Raw genomic sequence first — 20,916 nt, 5'->3', positions numbered from 1 at the left:
AAAGAAAATTGGAGCACAAATTATATTACACTGACGCTTATAAGCAAGACTTTACTACTAAAATTATAAAGCAAGATTATGATAAAGACGGTAACTTATACGTTGTTTTGAATGAAACAGCATTTTATCCGACAGGTGGCGGACAACCATATGATACTGGTACATTAAATGATGTCAATGTAATCAATGTAGAAGAGATAAACGGAGAAATTCGTCACTACATTGCAGAACAATTACATACAGAAGACGTAGAAGGTAAAATCAATTGGGAGCGCCGTTTTGATCATATGCAACAACATGCAGCTCAGCACATTTTATCTGCTGCTTTTTGGGACCATTTTAACATGCCTACAATTGGATTCCATCTTGGTAAAGAAACAGTAACAATTGATTTAGAAACAGAAAATCTTCATGCAGAAACGGTTGAAAAAGCAATACAAATTGCAAACAAAATTGTTTTTGAAAACCATCCAATCCGCATCCAGTGGATGAACTTAGAAGAAGCGAAAACGTTGCCCCTTCGTAAAGAACCGACTATGACAGAAAATATACGGATTGTTATTATCGAAAACTTTGACTACAACGGCTGTGGTGGAACGCATCCGAAACGAACTGGTGAAGTTGGTCCTATTCAAGTACTAGGATGGGAGCGCAATAAAGGCGGTATACGCTTAACGTTTATCGCTGGTTGGCGTACACTTAAATTAATGGGACAACAGCAACAAATTATGAAAGATGTTTCTAAACAATTAAACAGTAGCGAAACTGATATTCCAGCAAAAGTGGCGCAACTGCTTACTTCTCAAAAAGAAAACGAAAAAGCAATACAAACAATGAATGAAAAATTATTATTTGCAGAGGCAAATGAACTACTTCTACAGCCTATAAAAATTCATGCTGACATACTTATTTCTAAAGTATTTATAAATCGTTCTATGCAAGAAATCGCAAAGCTTTCCGCTATTATTACAGAACAACAAGAGCATGCAATTACGTATTTCGTCATCGAAAATGATGACAAACTACAATGTATTCTCGCTTGCGGAAAATCAGTATCACTCGATATGAATGCTCTTTTAAAAGACGCTCTTCCTACAATCGAAGGAAAAGGTGGCGGAAATAAGAAGAGTGCTCGCGGTGGCGGGAAAGCAATTATGAGCGGAGATGAATTTTTAAATCAGCTTGTTTCTTCTTTACAGTCAGCAGTTTAAAACATGTTATGAAGGATAGCGAACGGCTATCCTTCCCCTATATTTACAGACCTATATTTTGTTTCAAACCTTGATAACTCCCTGCATTTACAAAACCTTCACTTATAAGATTGATAAAAGTTTCCGAAAAACCATAATGACTTAAATCTTTAATCGGCACCATTTTCACATCATGAATTGGATTATGATCAAACTCGTTAGAAGGTAGCATAATTTCACCTTCAATCCTTTTAAGCAAAAACGTTATATGTAATAAAGACGGGCGAGCATCTGGTTTATCACAAACATAGAGTAGCTTCTGAATGTTAACTTCTAATCCTGTCTCTTCTCTCATTTCTCGAATCATTGCTTCCTCTAGCGTTTCGCCATTCTCTGCTCTTCCTCCAGGTAAAGACCAATTTCGATTAGCCACTTTTTGCTTTACTAGCAATACCTTTTCATCTTCAATTAAAATTCCTGTAACACGAACTTGCATTACATTTTCCATATGCAATCTCCTCTTCCCATTATATTTACAAATTAACCCTTCCATAAAAAGAACATACGTTTTATAATTGAAGAAAATTATGGAAGAAAGTAGTTGTTACATTCATGCGTCCAACTTTAACAAAGTCTATATCACTTGAAGATTTCCAAAACTATTATTGGTTAAAAGCAGAACTCCAAACATTTTGTCGTGAACATGATTTGCCAGCTAGTGGCTCTAAGATCGAAATAACCGAGCGTATCTCACATTATTTAACTACTGGTAAAATATTAAAAAACAGCTCTGTTCAAAAGGTGAGTAAAGCTTCCCTATCCTATAAAGACCTTTCTCTTCAAACGATTATTACTAACAATCACCGCTGTAGCGAAGATGTTCGTGCTTTTTTCAAAGAAAAAATCGGAACAAACTTCCGCTTTACAGTAGCTCTTCAAAAATTTTTCAAAGAGAATGTTGGAAAAACATATGAAGACGCGATAACGTTTTGGTATGAAGAGAACGAACGAAAAAAAGATCCTACTTATAAAACAACTATCAGCTCGCAGTTTGAATACAATCGCTTTACTCGCGACTTTTTCGAAGATCCAAATAATAAAGGGAAAGCAAAAGCTGATGCGATTGCTGCTTGGAACGAAATGAAAGCGAAGCCTGGTAGCAATATTTATGTTCCTCAAAAAGTAGAAAACTAGTTACCTCGCTAGTCTTCTACTTTCTCAAATAATAGCGCAATCCCTATCCCGCCTCCAATTCCTAATGTAGCAATCCCATATTTCATAGACTCTCTTTGTGCCTGATAAAACAAACGTGTTACAAGCATAGCCCCAGATGCACCGTACGGATGACCGAGCGCAATTGCTCCACCATTTACATTTACTTTTTCGTACGGAATTTGTAACTCTTTTGCGCAAGCAACAACTTTTGAGGCGAATGCTTCATTTATTTCAAAATAATCGATGTCCTCTACTTTTACATTCATTTCGTTTAATAATTTGTTCACCGCAAATATCGGACCAGTCCCTGGAAGCTTGGGATCTACTCCCACTACAGCACTACGAACGAAACGAAGGACAGGTTTATAACCTAACTTACGGGCTTGTCCCTCTTCCATTACAAGAACAGCACATGCCCCATCATTTACACCACATGAATTACCTGCCGTCACTGTTCCATTTTGTAAAAATGCGGGCTTTGTTCTTTTAATGATTCGTTCATAATTCATTTCTGGCTTTATAGATTCATCTAATAATCCATTAAAAGAAAATATTTCATCATGTATATATCCTTTTTCTAACGCTTGCAGTGTCCGCTTATAACTAAGACAAGCATACTCGTCTTGCATTTCTCTCGTTATATTATAACGCTCCGCAACATATTCAGCCGCTACTCCCATGTCAGGATCACCAATTGTTTCAGGTGAAAATCGTGCTCTTTTTTGAAAAGGTGACGTACTTGTACTCTCTACTCCCCCGGCGATATAACACTTACCTGCCCCGCCTTGAATGAGATGACACGCAGTTCGAATTGCTTCTAAACCAGCACCACATTGCCGATCAATCGTTACACCAGGAATATGATAGCCAAGTCCCGCCTCTAAAGCAGATAGTCTCGCAACATTCCCTCCTGGCCCAACAACATTACCTAATATGACATCATCTATTTCCCTCTCAATCCCTTTACTTAAAAACGTAAGAAGCGGCGTTGTTAATTGCTGAACTTCATACTCTTTTAACATCCCATTCTTCTTACCAATAGGTGTTCTTTTCGCCTCTACAATGACTGCTCTATTCATATATTTTCTCCCGGTTTTCAATCATACTTTTTGCTTCCATACGAGCGATTTTCCCACTATTTGTATAAGGTATTCCATCTACAAAATGCCATTCTTTCGGTATTTTAAAAGAGGATAATCTCTGTAAGCAAAAACTCTTTAATTGTTGTTTCGTAGCACTTCCTTTTACGATCGCGACGGGCTTTTCACCCCAGTAACTATCTTTCACACCAATTACAACTATTTCATCAACAGCTGGGTGTTCATGTAATACACTTTCTATTTCTTCTGGATAAATATTGATTCCTCCAAATAAAATCATATTCTTCTCTCTACCAACAATATATATAAAGCCTTCTTCATCTTCATAGCCTACATCTCGCACTGTCATCCAACCTTCTGCATTCAACTCCCGTGTTAAAACCCCATCTATTATGTATCCCATAAAAAACTGATCACTTTTCACATAAACAGTTCCTATTTCACCTTTTTGTACTTCTTCGCCTGCTTCATTACATATTCGAACTTGCACATTATGACACGGTTTTCCTACTGAATTTGGCCTTCTTTCGCTTTCTGCATCGACTAGTGCTGTTACAAAACTTAACTCTGATGCACCATAAAATTCATATCTTTTCGCATAAGGAAATATATTCTTTATTTTTTCTTTCGCTTCAGCTTCCCATTTCGCTCCTGACGAAATAATTTTCACTTTATTTTCTATTAATCTACTTTCTTTATATAAAGATTCAAGCATTGTCGGAACTGTATACATAACTGATATATTTTCAGTTTCTAACTTATCTAATACTTGATTTGGAAAGAACTTTCTCATAATGTGCACTGTTTGTCCTACATATAATGCACTTATTGCCCCGTATAAGAAAAGAGAATAAACGAGCGTCCCAGCTATTAAAATCGAATCCTCCCTTTTCATATGAAAGTCATGTACATTACAATCAAAACTATGAACCCACGATTGTTGTGCACGTAAAAATGCTTTTGCTGTTCCTGTTGATCCTGATGTAAATCCCATATAAAAAGGAGCATGTTGTACACTTTCTACAGTGGAATATGTAGGAAGATATTTCTCTATCATTCTTTTCCACTCATCAATTTCAATTACTCTTCCTTCTTCATCCAATAGATCATTCACCTTATATCGTTCTGTCACAATCATATCCGGATTACTAATTTCAATTCTTTCTCTGAGCTCATCTTGTTTCCACTTTATATCTAACGGAACACAAACCCACCCGGCCATAGCGGCACCAGAAAATAGTTGTAAAAACTCTATACGATTTTCTAATAGGATTGCTATCGTTTTATTCTTCGATTTTTTTTCATTTAACCAGCTTGCTACTTTACAAACTGATTCAAACCACTCTTTATATGTTAAAACTCTATCATTTTCCTTTATCGCTATTTTATTTGGTTGTAAAGAGGCATGCTTTTTATATTCTTTTATAATCCCCATATGAGACGTCCTTTCTTTACAATAATAATAAAAAGAAACACGCAATTAACGTGTTTCTTCCCTTTATCATCCCGCATTTGTATATTTTCCATTCTTTAAAGCGGGCGTAATAATATGTTTCAATGAACGATGTAATTTTGTTACGAGAACTGCCGCAATAATTGCTTTTATACAATCCCCTGGTAAAAACACAGCACTCACTTTCATTGTCTCCCATACAGAAACATCCATTAAGAACGCTTGTACAGTAATACCAAATACATAAACTACGAAAATACCACCAATTATATTAATACATAATACTTTTATAATAGAAACTTCACGTAAACGCTCAATTAAATAACCAATAACAAACGCCCCAATGATGTAACCAAGTAAATATCCTGCACTTGGTCCAACAAATACACCAAGGCCACCCCGTCCACCAGCAAGCAATGGTGCTCCAACTCCTACAATAAGTAAGAAAATAAGCTGACTTAACGCACCTAGACGTGATCCTAACAACCCACCCGCAAGCATAACACCGAGTGATTGCAATGTAATTGGAACTGGTGTAATAGAAAGAGCAATCGGAGGTATTAACCCTAACACTCCCATAATAGAACTAAATAAAGCGACAAAAACTAAGTTTTTTGTATTCATATTTGCTTCTCCTATTTGTAAACTTAAAATTTATTTTAGATAACATATCACAAAAATTATATTATCTTTCCACTCCTCTTTTGTCAACCATTAATGTATTAGAGTTTACAAATAGAAGTTCACTTATTTCTCTCTATGCAAATGCTCCAGTTCTTTCCGAAGCGCCTGTTTTAAAAACTTCCCAACAGATGTTTTCGGTATTTCTTCCATAAAGACAATATCGTCTGGCAACCACCACTTCGCAAACTGTGGTTTTAAAAACTCATATATTTCTTCTTTTGTAACCGTACTATTTTTCTTTTGAACAACGCAGGCAATTGGTCGCTCTTGCCACTGAGGGTGAGGAACTGCAACGACAGCCGCTTCAAATATAGCATCATGTGCCATTAAAGCATTTTCAAGATCGACCGAAGAAATCCATTCTCCCCCGCTTTTAATAACATCCTTCGTACGGTCAACAATTTTCACGCAACCTTCCTCATCCACTGTGACAACATCACCAGTATATAACCATCCATCGCGAAACCCTTCGACAGTACGATCATCGTTATAATAGCTTTCAGCGATCCAAGGTGCTCGTAAACATAGTTCTCCCATCTCCGTACCGTCCCACTTCACTTCACCATTTGTACCGACTACTTTCATCTCTACACCAGGGACAAGATACCCTTGCTTTGATCTAATTTCTAATTGCTCTTCATACGATAATTCTGTTTCATAACTTTTTAAACGTGCAAGTGTTACGAGTGGGCTTGTTTCGGTCATACCATATGCATGGATGAAAGGAACATTGTGTTTCTGTTCAAATGCTTTAATAACACTTTTCGGTGCGGCTGCACCACCACATAGTATTCTCGTCATACTAGATAAATCATAACTATTATTTTCTAACTCTTGTAATACACCGAGCCAAATTGTCGGCACACCGGCAGCTAACGTCACTTTTTCAGATTGGATCATTTCTAATAAAATTTTCGGCGTAAACATCGGTCCTGGAAGAACTTGTTTTGATCCAAACCAAGTAGCAGCGAAAGGAAGTCCCCAAGCATTCACATGGAACATCGGTACAATTGCCATCGCCGCGTCACTTTCCGATAAAGCAGCTGTATCCGCTAAACCGAGTGCCATGCAATGCAGTACAGTACTACGATGCGTATATACAACACCTTTCGGATTTCCTGTAGTCGCTGACGTATAACACATACCAGCAGGTGTATTTTCATCAATATCTTTTACAAATTGGAAAGTTGGATCGCCTTCTTCTAATAGCTTTTCATAATGATATACAGGCTTCAGCGTAGTATTTGGGAGTTCATCTTTATCAGTCATAATAATGTAAGCTTGTACAGTTGATAATTGTGATTGAATATTTTCAACAAGCGGTATGAGATCTTCATCTATAAGTAGAATTCGGTCTTCTGCGTGCTGAATAATGTATGAAATATGTTGAGGAGATAAACGAATGTTAATTGTGTGCAAAACAGAAGCAATACCTGGAATAGCAAAATACGCTTCCACATGCCGATGATGGTTCCACGCTAATGTTCCTACACGTTCACCTTCTTTAATTCCAAGCTTTTTCAACGCACTGGAAAGTCTTCTCGTCCTTTCCCCTAACTGCTTATACGTTAACGTTGTAACTGTATCATGCGTCCGTGAAACAATTTCTTTCTTCGAAAACAGTTTCTCTGCTCTTTCCATCATAGAACTAATTGTTAGCGGTACATTCATCATCATATTGGTTATGTCCCCCTTTAAAACGTTTTCATTTTCCGTTTATTATAACAGACTTCTACAAATGATTACGATATTTTTCTGTATTTTCTGAATTATTTCTTTGGAAATAATTCAGAACGATAAAAAACATGTTTTGAATACATTGATTCGAAACATGTTTTTTATTTTTTATAAACTATCTACCTTTTTCCTTACTTTCTTTTTCAGTTTAAAAATAAAACGATTACTGTATTCCTTATTTTCTACTAAAATCCGATACGTCTCTAACACTCCTAACACACGTACAAAAAGATAAACTCCGATAGCAATAAGTACAACACAATAAGGATAATACTGTACGAGTTCTCCCGAAGTGATTCGTTTTTTCTCAAATAAAAACGGTATCGCTCCTGCTGCAATAAAACAAAATCCAACAATCATCACTGCGGCATACTTCTTCTTAATAATCGCATATCTTTTTGTCAATTCTTTTAGAAAGTTTTGATCAAATAGTAGTTCTTCTTTTTTCAATACATTGTATCGACTCTCTTCTATCGTTACAGGTGCCATCATTGCTCCGATCCCAAGCACTGCAATGATAATGACAAGAAACGTAGACATTGTTGCATTTTCTTTAAATAATAAGTACGGTATTGTAGATAAAATAAGCAAGCTAAATCCTAATGCAATATATTTAGAAATTTTTTGTCCATACACTATATACCCTTCTGCCATTTCCTTACTTACATAATAACCATTTTCCTTTTCGTTACTTTGCTCAGCAGTTTCTTTTAATAAATAGTCAAGTGATACTTCAAATACATTTCCAATCATTATTAACTTTTCAGTTTCAGGAAAACCTTGACCGTTTTCCCATTTACTAACCGCTTGCCTTGTTGTGTTTAATTTCTCGGCTAATGCTTCTTGAGAAAGACCCTTTTCTTTTCTTAATTTAAAAAGCTTCTCACCAAATCCCATATGTGTGTCCCCCTTCGTTTTCTTAACTAAATTGTATGTAAACATTGCTCTTACCTCTATCTTCCTGCGGTTGCACCTTGTCAACTTACGGTTGCGATTGTGTTATATAGTGGTTTTGTATACGATTTAGCTATTATTCTTCTATGATTATGGCGTTAATAAACCACCCTTTCTTAATAACCAATTATAACAATTAAAGGTAATTATTGTTATAAAAAATCAAAAAACTCCTTTATTCATTTAAAGGAGTTTTAAATATGAAATATTCCAAGAGGAGCTGTTTTTTCTTCCTCCTACTACCTCACAATTTCTTCTATATATTTTTATGTGTCATATAACGAACTATGTACTGTATATGTTTTCATCTCTTTATCTGAGGCATACTCATATATATGTAAAATATTACTCTTATTAACTACCCTAATAAAACCACTACTCAATAATCATAACGGCTTCTGCTTAAACTTTTCATAATGTCGTACTTTTAATGAAAGGATATTTCCGCAGTCTGTACAAATATAAGCATCCACCGGTGAAGATGTGAACATCGTTTCCTTTTTCCGTATTTGTGCATATCCGACAAACTCACCTTCTCCTATGTTTTGAGAACCACAATTAGAGCATGTCTGCACGGCTTTTTGTTTCATGAGAGCACCACCTTTAATCTGTTTCTACTCCCTTCGACAGTTCAATTCCATTTCCCTTCCAAAAAACTTCTTATTCTCCTACATTACAACAGGAATCTCAAAACAAAAATCGTATATATACTATGAAATATATTTATTAACGGAGGAATTTTATGACTACTGTTATGACACTCGATATAGCAACAGAAATTGAAAATGCAGAAATTGATATGCTCTCTTCTAGATTAGAGGGACTACAAGCAATGAGTGGAAATCCAATGCAAGTGCAAATGAAAAAGTTCGGTAGTGCCACTACCTTTTCATCAAAAATAATTGCCGGTCCTGCTTTTAATACGGTAAAAGGTATTACAAATGCAGATGCGATTGATGCAATCATTTCTTATTATGAATCACTACAAATTCCTTGCCGTTTTGAAATTACACCAGCTCAAGGGACAGCTGAATTATTTCAATACTTGTCTCAAAAAGGATTTTACCAATCCAGCTTCCATACCGCTTTATATAGTATACCGAGAGAAGATCCATCCCTGCTTCCTGCTAACATTTCAGTACGCCAACTGAAAGAAAATGAATTTCATATTTTTGCAGACATATATGTACGTGGATTTAATATGCCATCCTTTACAAAAGATGGAGTGCGCCAAAATAACGAAATTCTTTACGATAAACCAGGATGGCATTTTTTCATAGCCGAAGTTCAAAATACTCCTGCAGGCATTGGTGTCCTGTACATAAATAATGGGATTGCTTCATTAGCTGCTTCTGCTACTTTGCCAGAATTTCAGCGTAAAGGCTGTCATACTGCATTAATTCAAAAGCGAATTGAAACAGCTATTGAATCCAATTGTAATTTAATAGTTGGACAAGCAAGGTTCGGTAGCGGCAGTCAAAATAACATGGAACGTGCCCACATGAAAATTGCTTATACAAAATCAATATGGACCGCAAAAGACATATAATTTACTTTATTTCTCCTTCCGTTACATTTTTAAACATTTTATGACAAATCCTTTTCTATCCTATTAATCATTTGAATATTCAAACTAGATTTGTTACGATATTACTAGATACATCATTCAACTTGCAATATGAAAAGAGAATTCTAATCAAACTACAAGGAGGAGAAATGTATGACTAAACATGATCATGGTTTAAAAGAAAAAGTAGAAGGTACCATTGATAAGGTAAAAGGTGAAGTAAAAGAAGTTGTTGGGAAAGTAACTGACAATAAGAAATTACAAGCTGAAGGAAAATGGGATAAGGTGAAAGGCACTGCTAAAGATACAGTTGGTAATGTAAAAGAAAAAGTACATGAATATAAAGAACACAAGAAAGAAAAATAAAAAAAGAGCCCATCGGCTCTTTTTTTATTTTCCTTCATTCTTCTCTAGCACGTATAAATCTTCTTCCATATTCGTTAACTTCTCACTTACAAGCTTTCTTGCATCTCCAATTGCTTGATTATATGCAAACGGTCCAACTAATTTAATCATTTCTTCTATTAAACGCTCTGCTTGGAAACGTCCAATTTCATCTAAATCTTCTTCCATAAAAAATTGCTGAATTTGTGCTACAAGCTCTTCTTTTTTATCATTTGGTATTTTTATATTCATCATCGTTGTTACTCCTCTATATTTAAGATAATATCTTCCTTAACTCTACCATAGAAAAACGATTACCAGGACAGCTTTTTGTAACTCCTTCTAACTCTCTATGACCGAGTATATTTTCTTTCTTTATAGCAAATTGCTTCATAAACAGTTTACATAAAGAATATAATGCATTCACTTGTGCAGGAGTTGGATCGTATTTATCGAAATTTCCCGTCATACATATTCCAATTGTATGGCGGTTATGGTCTTTCGCGTGCGCTCCAATATGTAAACCTCGTCCTTCCACTACAGTTCCATCCTTTTCGATAAAATAGTTGTAACCAATTCCGCTCCACCCTCTTACAGTTTGATGAAATTCATGCGTTTTATACACGTCCCATCCATCTTCAGCTGTATGGTGAATAATCAGTTTGTTTACTTTTTCTAAAGGAACTAATTCATCTTGAAATGTTAGATTGACACGTTTAATTTCCATTTGAACTGCCTCCTCTTAAAAATCAATCATAATAATCGTTTTATCATCTGGCCTTATTCTCTTTTCCGCTTCTAGCTCTTCAATAATTGCTATATATTCGTTTATACTATTCTTTCTTATATATGCAACAGTTTGTTCTAATGACCAATCTGGGTGAAATAACCCGTCTGAACAAATAAAAATCCCACTCACTTCATCTGTATGTAATTCACCATGTTGTAAATAATGTATCGCTTCTTTCATTCCATTTGCAACTGAATAACCATTTGGCATATTTGCAAGATAACGATTGTATTTTAACTGTTCTCGAACATCTTGAAAAACATATTCTTCTGGTACAGATAACCCTTTTTTACGATCTTCTTCCCTCTTCTTTTTTGCTCTTTTACTAATTCCTTCAACTGTGTCTTTCGTTAATACTTGCATCGTTCCATTTTGAAAAGTTGCGACAATCATACAGTCCCCAAGCTGCGCATATTCAATTTTCTCACCAACTATTTGGACTGCTGCGATACATGTGCACCACAAATGCTCTTTTTTTCTCGTGTCTACTTCATATTCTAACATTTTGCTTTGCAATGCTTCATTTGCTTTGGCAACTGCAAATTGTAAACTATGATTCTCTCGTAATGCAGTAAAATAACTTGCAAATAAATACGAAGCGATGTATGCTCCATTATGTCCCTTTTCATCACGAAACGGGACAAGTGGTGTTGCACCGTCACATACACCATAAATCTTTTTTTCTTTATTACAAAAATAAGAATCCTCACATTCTTGCTTCAACGGGCTTTTCTGTTGATATGTTTTTATCTTCACAACTGTATCCCCTTTCAAATGATAAAATACTCAAATTCTTTTGATTAATCTAATTTACCTAAATAAACTGTTTTTACCCAAAACTTTCAATATCATATATAATCTTGAAATAATATGAATTTTTCAGTGAAGGACGGGAAAGAAATGGTCAGATTCCTTGGTGTTATTATCGGTTCTATTATTATTGCGGTTGCCTTTAATCTTTTCCTTATCCCCCACAAAATTTTAAGTAGTGGAATTGGCGGAATTGCTATTATTTTAGGGATTGTAACCCCTGTAAACACAGGCATTATTAACTTTGTATTAAACTTACCTATCCTTATTTTAGGGTACATAGGTCTTGGAAAAAAAGTAATTTTTAACACAGTTGTCTCTGTAGTTGTATTATCTGTTGCATTATACTACGTTCCAGTAAAAGTCGTAGCAACAGATCCATTGTTATCTTCTATCTTCGGAGGTGTAATCGCCGGAGCTGGTATTGGTCTTGTTTTTAACTGTAATGGATCCACTGGTGGATTTGATATTATCGGTATGCTTTTATCCCGCAAGCGAGACATTAAACTTGGCGGATTCCTTATTATTTTAAATGCAGTCGTTGTAATAATCGCAGGATTCTTCTTCACCTGGGATGTTGCACTTACAAGCTTACTTTCAATTTATGTAACTGGTAAAGTAATTGATGCTGTTCATACAAAACATCGTAAAGTTACACTTATGATTGTAACAAATGAAGCAGAAAAAATGAAAAAACAACTTCTTTCAACTGTTGTACGTGGAATAACGTTACTTGATGGCGAAGGTGCTTATTCAAGCGAGAAAAAGCGTGTACTTATGACCGTCGTTTCTCGTGAAGAATTAGCAAGTATGAAACTAACAATTTCTGAAATCGACCCGAATGCTTTCGTTAATATTACAGAAACTGTAGAAGTGTTAGGACTTTTCAGAAGAAGTTAAAGACTAGGTGGGAATCCACCTAGTCTTTATTTTGCATAAATTCAATTCGGTTTCCAAATGGATCTGACACGTAAAATCGAATTACATCTGGCCGTGCATAATCATCAATCACTTTAACACCTTGCTCTATAAGTGTTTGCTTAAATTCATTAATTTCATTCACATAAAAAGCTGGATGAGCCTTTTTAGCTGGTGTAAAGTTCCGCTCGACACCAATATGGATTTCTTGATTTCCGCATTTAAACCAACATCCACCTCGTTTTTTCAACTCTTCTGGCTTTGGAATTTCTTCCATACCAATCGTATTCCCATAAAAATCACGCGCCTCTTCTTCACACCCTACAGGTGCAGCTACTTGCACGTGATCAATCCCTTGAATATAATTTTTCATTTTCTCTCCCCCTCCTCTACCCTAATGTTATACGGAAAACAGCCGTCTGTAACTTACAAAAGGTTTATAAAACAATATAAGCTCCCCTTATTACCATCCTGCATTCACCTTGCAAAAAATAAAAAAAACAAAATTTATTCTATAACTTCCATTTTTTATAGAAATACACATTACATCTATATTATAGTTATGAATAGACAAATCTTTTTAGATGCTATTTGTACGGAGGAACTATTATGAGTCGTAAAAAATATTCACCAACTCAAAAAAAACGTCATCCGAACATTTCTAGACGTTTGCGAAACCATATACAAGATCGTTCATTAACAGAAATGTACGCATCTCTGTTCGAACACAATCCTGATAGTATTATTTCATTAAATTTAGAAGGAGTTATTCTACATATAAATCCTTCTGCCGAAAGAATATTAGGTTACACTTCTTTAGAATTAGAACAGAAAAATATTACCTCTATTTTAGAAGCCCATATTTCTGAGCAAGTATTACAAAATATAAAGAATACTGAAGCGGATAATCAACAAGAGTATATCTTATCTATTTATCATAAAAATGGATTCTTATTAGATGTTGTGACAAAACTAGTTCCTATTTTTGTTCAAAATCGTCTTACTGGCGTATACGCTATTATGAAGCCGCTTGAAAAATCAGAAAGAATTGAGAATATGCTAAAAGAAAGTGAGAAGAGATTACGTACATTAGTAAACTCCATGCCTGCGTTTGTTATATTTAAAGATCATGAAGGGCGCTGGCTTGAGGCAAATGATTACGCACTTTCTTGCTTCAATTTCCATCATGTACCTTACCACGGGAAAAAAGATAGCGAACTCATTCAATATAATGAAGCATACCGAGAAGCTTTTTTACATTGTGAAGAAATCGATGAACTAGCATGGCAACAAAGACAAATTCTTCATGGCGAGGAATTTATTATACATAGAGATGATTTCGATCTAATCTTAAGTATATCAAAAGTTCCGCTTTATCATCCTGATGGTTCTCGCAAAGGTCTTATCGTGATGGGGCGAGATGTTACTGAGCTAAAAGAAACTGAAAAGTTACTACGAAAATCAGAGAAGCTCGCAGTAGTCGGACAACTGACAGCTGGAATTGCCCATGAAATTCGAAATCCACTCACTTCTCTAAAAGGTTTTCTAACGTTGCTCCTCCCTGAAATAAGTGAAGAGCAGAAATGGTATATCGATGTTATGTTAAGTGAGATTTCACAAATGGAATCCATCACGAGTCAATTTATGGCGATGTCTAAGCCACAAGTATTATCTATCCAAACTTGTAACATACAAACTTTAATTGAAGAGGTAGTTACATTTATTTTACCGACTGCAATTATGCATAGCGTTCATATCATCATGGATCATTTTGATTACGTATATGATATTCAATGTGACGGTAACCAATTAAAACAAGTGTTTATAAACATATTAAAAAATGCGATAGAAGCAATGCCAAATGGCGGAAATATTTTCATCCAAACAAAACCATTAGAGGATAATTTCATCTTAATACGAATTATCGATGAAGGTTGCGGCATTCCTGAAGATCGTATCTCCCGTCTAGGCGAACCTTTTTATAGTTTAAAAGAAAAAGGCACAGGACTAGGATTAATGATGTGTTACAAAATAATTGAAGAACATCATGGTAGATTACACATTTCAAGCGAATTAAATAAAGGTACGATTGTTGATATTGAGCTACCACTTTCTTCATCTCATCTTGCAATCCAGTCTTAAATAAAAAAGAAGCATCTGCTAATCGTTAGCAGATGCTTCTTTTTTTAAAATGCTTTGTCATACCACTCTTTTGCTTTTTCTACTTCACCCATCGTTAATTGATGCCCTCGATTTTCCCAATGCATTGTTACATTCGCATTTGCATTTTCTAATAGTACCTTCAATTCCTCTGACTCTGCTGATGAACAAATTGGGTCATTTGTCCCAGCAGCAATAAACACAGATTTCCCTGCTAAATTTGCTAATTGCATTCCTCTTCTAGGTACCATTGGGTGATGAAGCACAGCACCTTTTAATGCATTTTCGTAATGGAATAATAAGCTTGCTGCGATATTTGCCCCATTCGAATAACCGATAGCTACAATGTTATTTCTATCGAATTTATATTCTTTAGCCGCTTCATCTAAAAATTCATTTAATTCCTTCGTACGGAAAATTAAATCCTCTTCATCAAAAATGCCCTCTGCTAATCGGCGGAAGAAACGCGGCATCCCATTCTCTAACACATTTCCCCTAACGCTTAATACCGACGCTTCCGGATCAATTATTTCTGCAAGTGGTAGTAAATCTAATTCATTACCACCTGTGCCATGAAGTAATAACAACACTGGTTTTGACGTATCTTTTCCTTTTTGAAAAACATGTTTCATCATAATCCTGTTCCCCCTTCAATCACTTTAATCTAAATTTCTCACTTCAAATGGTAAAAGCGTTTGTTCAATCTGTTTTCTATGTTGTTCATATTGTTCCGGTAACTTTAATTCCTCACCCATCGTCTCTAACGATTCATCATGAGCGAAACCAGGAGGATCTGTTGCAATTTCAAATAAGATTTCACCATGTTCTCTAAAATAAATCGCGTTAAAATAATTTCGATCTTGTACAGGAGTTACGTGATATCCAAAACGCGACACATGCTCTTTCCAGTCTAGCTGATCAGCATCGTCAATCGCTCTCCAAGCTATATGATGAACTGTACCAACGCCCATTTGGCCACGACCGATTGTTGATAATTTCAAATCAATAATATTTCCAATATCAGCAGAAGAACGGAATCGAACAAATTCACCCTCTTCTCCAATTTTCTCAAGACCCATAATATGTTCTAACAATTCAGCTGTTTTTTGAGGCTGTGCAGATAAAAGAACAGCACCTCCAAACCCTTTAATTGCTACTTCTGGTGTAACTTCTCCAAAACTCCAATTATTTAATTCGCCTGCTTCTCTTTCAACTAATTCTATATGCAAACCATGCGGATCATCAAATTCTAAATACTGCTCTCCAAAACGAGTCATTTTCGTATACGAAACATCGAATTTTTCTAATCTATTTTCCCAAAACTCCATTGCACCTTTTGGTACAACGTAAGACGTAATTCCTACTTGACCATCCCCAATAATACCTTGACGAGCACCTGCCCATGGGAAAAACGTAATAATTGTTCCAGGTTTTCCTCCTTCATTTCCAAAATAAAGATGGTACGTACCTGGATCATCAAAATTCACTGTTTGTTTCACTAAACGTAACCCTAATACACCAGCATAAAAGTCTACATTTTCTTGTGGATGCCCTACAATCGCTGTAATGTGATGGATTCCCATTGTTTTCTTTTCCATTTCTTCCACTCCTTTTTTATTTCATTATAAAAATTCTTTTACATTTAAATTCATTATTCATTTTGTCCATGCTACAAAGTAAAATCCGTCATTATAATTTTATCTCGAATTCGAGATATCGATTACAAAATTACACATTAACTTCCAGCTTGTCAATTCATCTCAAATTCGAGATAATTTTCGAAAAATATTTACTCCATTTGAAAGCTTTATTCAAAGTACAAATTAACTTGAACTCAAATTTATTATAAGTTACTTACTTTTAGTTGTCAATAAGTTCCTTATTTTCATTTTAAATAAAAAGAGAGTAAACGCCAGTTTCGTTTACTCTCTTCGCTAATCATTTCGTTTCTTCTTCCAATATTGCTTCCATCTCATTAAATTCACGATGAACTGCCTTAACGGGTTCTTTCGTTAATAAACTTACAACGATAACAGTTAATAAACTACAGAAGAATCCAGGTACCATTTCATACATAATTGCTTTTAAACTTGGAATTTGTACCCATGCTATAACAACTACTGCACCAACAATCATACCTGCAAGAACGCCCCATTTATTCGTCCTTTTCCAATATAAACTTAATAAAATGACTGGTCCGAACGCTGAACCAAATCCAGCCCAAGCATAACCTACAAGTGTTAAAATTGTATCACTTGGATGATACGCTAAAACAACTGCGATCATAGCTACTACTAATACTGACAATCTACCGATAAATACAAGTTCTTTGTCACTTGCATTACGACGGAAAAATGTTTTATAGAAGTCTTCCGTTACTGCACTTGAAATAACAAGTAATTGTGAGGAAATACTACTCATAATCGAAGCCAAAATAGCTGATAATAAAAATCCTGTAATGTACGGATGGAATAAAATATTGGAGAATGTTACAAAGACCATTTCTGGGTCTTGCAATGTCGCATTATTTTTAGCATAATAAGCGATACCAATTAGACCAGTAAGCATTGCACCTATAATTGAAATTGTCATCCAACCGACACCGATTCTACGAGAAGTCTTTAAATCTTTAATAGAGGTGATTGCCATAAAACGGACAATAATATGCGGTTGACCAAAATACCCAAGTCCCCATGCTAAAAATGAAATAATGCCAAGTATTGTGGTCCCTTTAAACATATCTAAATGCGATGCATCGACTTGTTTAATCGTATTAAATGTTTCTGTTACACCACCGACATCCGTAAAAGCAACAATTGGCACTAGTACAAGCGCAATAAACATAATACAACCTTGTACAAAGTCCGTCCAGCTTACGGCTAGAAAGCCACCGAATAGTGTATACGCAACAACGACACCCACTGTTACAAATAAACCAATTTTATAATCTAGGTTGAAAGAATTTTCAAACAAACGTCCACCTGAAACTAAACCAGCCGACGCATAGAATGTGAAAAATACTAAAATGACGATAGCGGAGACAAAACGAAGTATTTTCGTACGATCTTTAAACCGATTCTCTAAAAAGTCTGGAATCGTAATTGAATCATTTGCCACTTCTGTATACGTTCGTAAACGTGGGGCAATGATTAAATAGTTTGCATAAGCACCTATTAATAAACCTATCGCAATCCATACACTTGATAATCCTGTTGCATACATCGCACCAGGTAATCCCATTAGCATCCAACCACTCATGTCAGAAGCACCAGCTGATAAAGCTGTAACTGCTGGACCGAGTCCCCTTCCACCTAACATATAATCTGATAAATCGGATGTCTTCTTATAAGACCAATATCCGATATACAACATACCTGCCATATAAATAGCAAGCGAAACCATAATTTCAATCTTCACCAAATCTCTCCCTTATTCCATAAGCCATTCAAAATTTCGAAAAATGACTTTTTCTATTTTCTTGTTTTCGCTTATGGTTCCCTACCTTAACAAACATTTTTTGTTCTTTCAAGTGAACGAGCACTTTTCATTACATGTGAAAACCTTTATAAACGCCTTTATCCCAGTGGATTACAATGATTTTTTAAGAAATTAAAGTAATAATATTCAGAAAATTAAACAGTGTTTTTTCACACCTTATTTTTATTCGTTTACCCGATAAATTTTAAAAGAAAAAGCCATACAAATGTATGACTTTTAGCTTATTGACGTCTCAATTTTCGCTTTCTCTACGTATACTTTACGAAATTTCATATAGCATCCAATACGCCAAGGTACTATATAACAAACCGCAAGAGTATAGAAAAGAATGCCGATTGACTTTGGATCTAAACCTTGTAAATGTCTTCTAAAATAAGCACGTAAAAGAACGATAACTAAAAATGTAGCAATAAAAGCGATACTTTTTTTTGCATAAATTTGACCATCTTCTCTGACTTCATACCCACTTAAAATAATAAGTGGAATTGACAATAACAGTCCGATCCCAGCAGCTATACCAATTTGCCAATCAGCAAGTTGTATCGGTGCAGCATATAAAGAAAAACCTGGTAATAAGAAAAATAATGGAAATAGTAGTCGTCTTCCTTTATTATTAATTGGTCGATTCATAGAGCGCATGCGTCTAAATATAACGAGCCCTATGACGAGTAAAAAAATTGTAATACTGTAAGAACCTTGCTGCAAGTGAATCTCTCCCTAAAAATAGTCATTTTTAAAAATACTTCCCTATTATACTCCTAATTTTTCCAAAAATATGATTATTCCTTTAAAAAATCTTACATATCAAATATACTTTTAGGTTTGATTTACTATAGGAAACAATTCCGAAAGAGGAACTACTCTCCCCACCTCGTCTTTAAACACAATATGCTCTCTATTTAAATGGCGCGGGCTCTTCACTCCCGCTGCCGCTGCTAATGAAAATAAACTATATCTCATACTAATAATATAATTCATGACTCGCCACTTCTTCTCATACGGATCTAACGCTTTTTGATAATGCGGATTCGTCGTGGCTACACCAGATGGACATTGGCCAGAATTACATTGAAGGGCCATAATACAGCCGCTTGCCATCATAAATCCGCGGGCTGAACTTACAGCATCCGCCCCAATCGCTAAAGCAATCGCCACTTTATCTGGTGTGATTAATTTACCCGATGCAAATACTTTAAACTTGTTACGGACACCATAATGGTTTGCTGTATCGATAAATGTAAGTAATGCTGGAATAAGCGGCAGTCCCATACAATCTGCCATCGATTTATACGTTGCCCCTGATCCGCCTTCTGAACCGTCTATTGTAATAAAATCTGGATAAATGTTTAGTTCTTTCATTGTTTTTATTAAATCTTCCAAAGGCTTCTGCTGACCAATTACAATTTTCATTCCAACTGGTTTACCGCCGCTTTCTTGCAACTGTTGAATAAAATAAAGTGTATCCGCTGCATTCTTTAAAAATGAAAATCGATTCGGTGAATTAATCGTCTCTCCCTTTCGGACGTTGCGAACAAACGCAATTTTCTCATTTACTTTTTGCCCCTCTAAATGACCACCACGTATTTTAGCACCTTGCCCAAATTTCAATTCGAATGCTCTAATATTACTTTCTTTCACTTTCTCCATGAATTTTCCCATTGAAAAATTACCGTCTTCATCACGGTATCCAAATAACCCTGGACCAATTTGCGCAACGATATTCGCTCCTGTATGTAAATGTTCTGGAATAACGCCACCTTCACCCGTATTAATCCACGATCCGCCTGCCATTTTTGCTCCAAGACCACTCGCTAAAATATAATTTTCTCCAATCGCACCATAAGAAGTCGCAGATGCACCAAACATGCCATGTAGCTTCCACGGATATTTACGGTTCTCACCGACTATAATTGCATCATCTTCTTCGTACAGCCAAAGATTCGTTGTATCCGCTGTCAATTTTTCTCTTCTTGAAAATAACCCTTCTTTATGAATCACGTACTTTTTACCCTCTCGCTCTTGCGTGAGATTCACACTTAATTCCTCCGTTAATATCGGAAATAATGTATTAGCAATATAATATCCAGAAGCTTCAAAATCTCGTTTTGATCCAAAACCAAGTATTTCAGAGCGATATTTCGCTAAAAACATAACACTTTGAAAATCATAACGTGAGAAAGGCTTTCCATCCGTATCATGATCAAACCAATATTGTCGAAATTCAGGCCCTATCTTTTCCAGTAAGTAGCGCATTCTTCCTAAGTACGGATGTAATTTTAAAATAGAATGATGTGTTCGTTTTTTTATAAAAAATGTAATGATAAAAAAGACGATTAAAAGCAACATTAAAAATAGTAATATACTAATAATAACGAGTAGCGTTTCACTCATCCCGCTTCCCCCTATGAAATTCCATAATAAAAGGAGAACACTAGATGTGTTCTCCTTTTATCTTT

General features: G+C 35.4%; 22 protein-coding genes. 6 read left to right on the top strand and 16 right to left on the bottom strand.

Annotation, left to right across the window (positions count from 1 at the left end):
• Positions 1 to 8: 8 nt before the first annotated feature.
• Complete coding sequence (locus tag MRP26_RS25460; protein WP_157452935.1) at positions 9 to 1,211, top strand: alanyl-tRNA editing protein; 1,203 nt, start codon at positions 9 to 11, stop codon at positions 1,209 to 1,211.
• A 43-nt stretch (positions 1,212 to 1,254) separates the two neighbouring features.
• On the opposite strand, the gene MRP26_RS25455 is transcribed toward MRP26_RS25460, so the two are convergent.
• Positions 1,255 to 1,698 (bottom strand): NUDIX hydrolase, encoded by a 444-nt coding sequence (locus tag MRP26_RS25455; protein ID WP_069356081.1) that lies wholly within the window; start codon positions 1,696 to 1,698, stop codon positions 1,255 to 1,257.
• Positions 1,699 to 1,802: 104 nt separating this feature from the next.
• Here MRP26_RS25455 and MRP26_RS25450 point away from each other — a divergent pair, with 104 nt between their 5' ends.
• The gene (locus tag MRP26_RS25450) at positions 1,803 to 2,384 is read left to right on the top strand and encodes a DUF6434 domain-containing protein (RefSeq protein ID WP_069356082.1); all 582 of its coding nucleotides are present in this window, start codon (positions 1,803 to 1,805) and stop codon (positions 2,382 to 2,384) included.
• Between the two features lie 8 nt (positions 2,385 to 2,392).
• Here MRP26_RS25450 and MRP26_RS25445 read toward each other — a convergent pair whose 3' ends face one another.
• From MRP26_RS25445 to MRP26_RS25420, 6 genes are all read right to left on the bottom strand, one after another.
• Positions 2,393 to 3,484, bottom strand: coding sequence for an acetyl-CoA C-acyltransferase (locus MRP26_RS25445; RefSeq protein ID WP_001078003.1), 1,092 nt, complete (start codon positions 3,482 to 3,484; stop codon positions 2,393 to 2,395).
• Positions 3,477 to 4,940, bottom strand: a complete 1,464-nt coding sequence (locus tag MRP26_RS25440; protein ID WP_242807052.1) for an acyl-CoA synthetase — start codon at positions 4,938 to 4,940, stop codon at positions 3,477 to 3,479. The genes MRP26_RS25445 and MRP26_RS25440 overlap by 8 nt, the downstream gene beginning before the upstream one ends.
• Positions 4,941 to 5,006: 66 nt before the next feature.
• The gene (locus MRP26_RS25435; RefSeq protein ID WP_001093334.1) at positions 5,007 to 5,582 is read right to left on the bottom strand and encodes a biotin transporter BioY; all 576 of its coding nucleotides are present in this window, start codon (positions 5,580 to 5,582) and stop codon (positions 5,007 to 5,009) included.
• A gap of 123 nt (positions 5,583 to 5,705) precedes the next feature.
• Entirely contained in the window at positions 5,706 to 7,319 is a 1,614-nt protein-coding gene (locus MRP26_RS25430; RefSeq protein WP_063548343.1) for a long-chain fatty acid--CoA ligase, read from the bottom strand.
• 168 nt (positions 7,320 to 7,487) lie between these two features.
• The gene (locus MRP26_RS25425) at positions 7,488 to 8,276 is read right to left on the bottom strand and encodes a helix-turn-helix domain-containing protein (RefSeq protein WP_000505605.1); all 789 of its coding nucleotides are present in this window, start codon (positions 8,274 to 8,276) and stop codon (positions 7,488 to 7,490) included.
• Positions 8,277 to 8,719: 443 nt separating this feature from the next.
• Complete coding sequence (locus MRP26_RS25420; protein WP_000810194.1) at positions 8,720 to 8,923, bottom strand: hypothetical protein; 204 nt, start codon at positions 8,921 to 8,923, stop codon at positions 8,720 to 8,722.
• A gap of 152 nt (positions 8,924 to 9,075) precedes the next feature.
• On the opposite strand from MRP26_RS25420, the gene MRP26_RS25415 reads away from it, so the two are divergent.
• Together MRP26_RS25415 and MRP26_RS25410 are read left to right on the top strand one after the other, a co-directional pair.
• Positions 9,076 to 9,882: a GNAT family N-acetyltransferase gene (locus tag MRP26_RS25415; protein ID WP_000214335.1), complete on the top strand. Its 807-nt coding sequence runs from the start codon at positions 9,076 to 9,078 to the stop codon at positions 9,880 to 9,882.
• 171 nt (positions 9,883 to 10,053) lie between these two features.
• The gene (locus MRP26_RS25410) at positions 10,054 to 10,266 is read left to right on the top strand and encodes a CsbD family protein (protein ID WP_000160421.1); all 213 of its coding nucleotides are present in this window, start codon (positions 10,054 to 10,056) and stop codon (positions 10,264 to 10,266) included.
• A 24-nt stretch (positions 10,267 to 10,290) separates the two neighbouring features.
• Here MRP26_RS25410 and MRP26_RS25405 read toward each other — a convergent pair whose 3' ends face one another.
• From MRP26_RS25405 to MRP26_RS25395, 3 genes are read right to left on the bottom strand one after another with little or no spacing between them, the layout of a single operon-like run.
• The gene (locus MRP26_RS25405) at positions 10,291 to 10,539 is read right to left on the bottom strand and encodes a DUF2164 domain-containing protein (protein ID WP_000981066.1); all 249 of its coding nucleotides are present in this window, start codon (positions 10,537 to 10,539) and stop codon (positions 10,291 to 10,293) included.
• Between the two features lie 19 nt (positions 10,540 to 10,558).
• Positions 10,559 to 11,011 carry a peptidoglycan recognition protein family protein gene (locus tag MRP26_RS25400; protein WP_000403999.1) on the bottom strand — a complete coding sequence of 151 codons (453 nt, stop codon included), beginning with the start codon at positions 11,009 to 11,011 and terminating at the stop codon, positions 10,559 to 10,561.
• Positions 11,012 to 11,026: 15 nt separating this feature from the next.
• A complete protein-coding gene (locus MRP26_RS25395; protein ID WP_003271186.1) occupies positions 11,027 to 11,848 on the bottom strand; it encodes a protein phosphatase 2C domain-containing protein in 822 nt (273 codons plus the stop codon).
• Between the two features lie 126 nt (positions 11,849 to 11,974).
• On the opposite strand from MRP26_RS25395, the gene MRP26_RS25390 reads away from it, so the two are divergent.
• Positions 11,975 to 12,784, top strand: a complete 810-nt coding sequence (locus MRP26_RS25390) for a YitT family protein (protein WP_000251344.1) — start codon at positions 11,975 to 11,977, stop codon at positions 12,782 to 12,784.
• 19 nt (positions 12,785 to 12,803) lie between these two features.
• Here the strand turns inward: MRP26_RS25390 and MRP26_RS25385 are convergent, their stop codons facing one another.
• On the bottom strand, positions 12,804 to 13,175 hold the full coding sequence (locus MRP26_RS25385; protein WP_000800772.1) for a VOC family protein: 372 nt from the start codon (positions 13,173 to 13,175) through the stop codon (positions 12,804 to 12,806).
• Positions 13,176 to 13,411: 236 nt separating this feature from the next.
• On the opposite strand from MRP26_RS25385, the gene MRP26_RS25380 reads away from it, so the two are divergent.
• On the top strand, positions 13,412 to 14,944 hold the full coding sequence (locus tag MRP26_RS25380; protein WP_000087652.1) for a BA3702 family sensor histidine kinase: 1,533 nt from the start codon (positions 13,412 to 13,414) through the stop codon (positions 14,942 to 14,944).
• A gap of 44 nt (positions 14,945 to 14,988) precedes the next feature.
• Here the strand turns inward: MRP26_RS25380 and MRP26_RS25375 are convergent, their stop codons facing one another.
• The 5 genes from MRP26_RS25375 to MRP26_RS25355 all read right to left on the bottom strand — a co-directional run bounded on the left by MRP26_RS25375 (position 14,989) and on the right by MRP26_RS25355 (position 20,851).
• Positions 14,989 to 15,597: an alpha/beta hydrolase gene (locus MRP26_RS25375; protein WP_000975455.1), complete on the bottom strand. Its 609-nt coding sequence runs from the start codon at positions 15,595 to 15,597 to the stop codon at positions 14,989 to 14,991.
• A 24-nt stretch (positions 15,598 to 15,621) separates the two neighbouring features.
• Positions 15,622 to 16,560 carry a ring-cleaving dioxygenase gene (locus MRP26_RS25370; protein ID WP_000412727.1) on the bottom strand — a complete coding sequence of 313 codons (939 nt, stop codon included), beginning with the start codon at positions 16,558 to 16,560 and terminating at the stop codon, positions 15,622 to 15,624.
• A gap of 340 nt (positions 16,561 to 16,900) precedes the next feature.
• Entirely contained in the window at positions 16,901 to 18,379 is a 1,479-nt protein-coding gene (gene putP / locus MRP26_RS25365) for a sodium/proline symporter PutP (RefSeq protein ID WP_000687594.1), read from the bottom strand.
• A 297-nt stretch (positions 18,380 to 18,676) separates the two neighbouring features.
• Positions 18,677 to 19,165, bottom strand: coding sequence for a cytochrome c biogenesis protein CcdC (locus MRP26_RS25360; protein WP_069356086.1), 489 nt, complete (start codon positions 19,163 to 19,165; stop codon positions 18,677 to 18,679).
• 111 nt (positions 19,166 to 19,276) lie between these two features.
• Positions 19,277 to 20,851, bottom strand: coding sequence for an FMN-binding glutamate synthase family protein (locus MRP26_RS25355; RefSeq protein ID WP_000005166.1), 1,575 nt, complete (start codon positions 20,849 to 20,851; stop codon positions 19,277 to 19,279).
• Positions 20,852 to 20,916 lie beyond the last annotated feature (65 nt).

Source organism: Bacillus sp. CCB-MMP212 (genome assembly GCF_022748145.1).
Classification (GTDB): Bacteria; Bacillota; Bacilli; order Bacillales; family Bacillaceae_G; genus Bacillus_A; species Bacillus_A cereus.
Note: the sequence above shows the minus strand (reverse complement) of the source record. Positions and strands in the feature narration are given on the sequence as shown.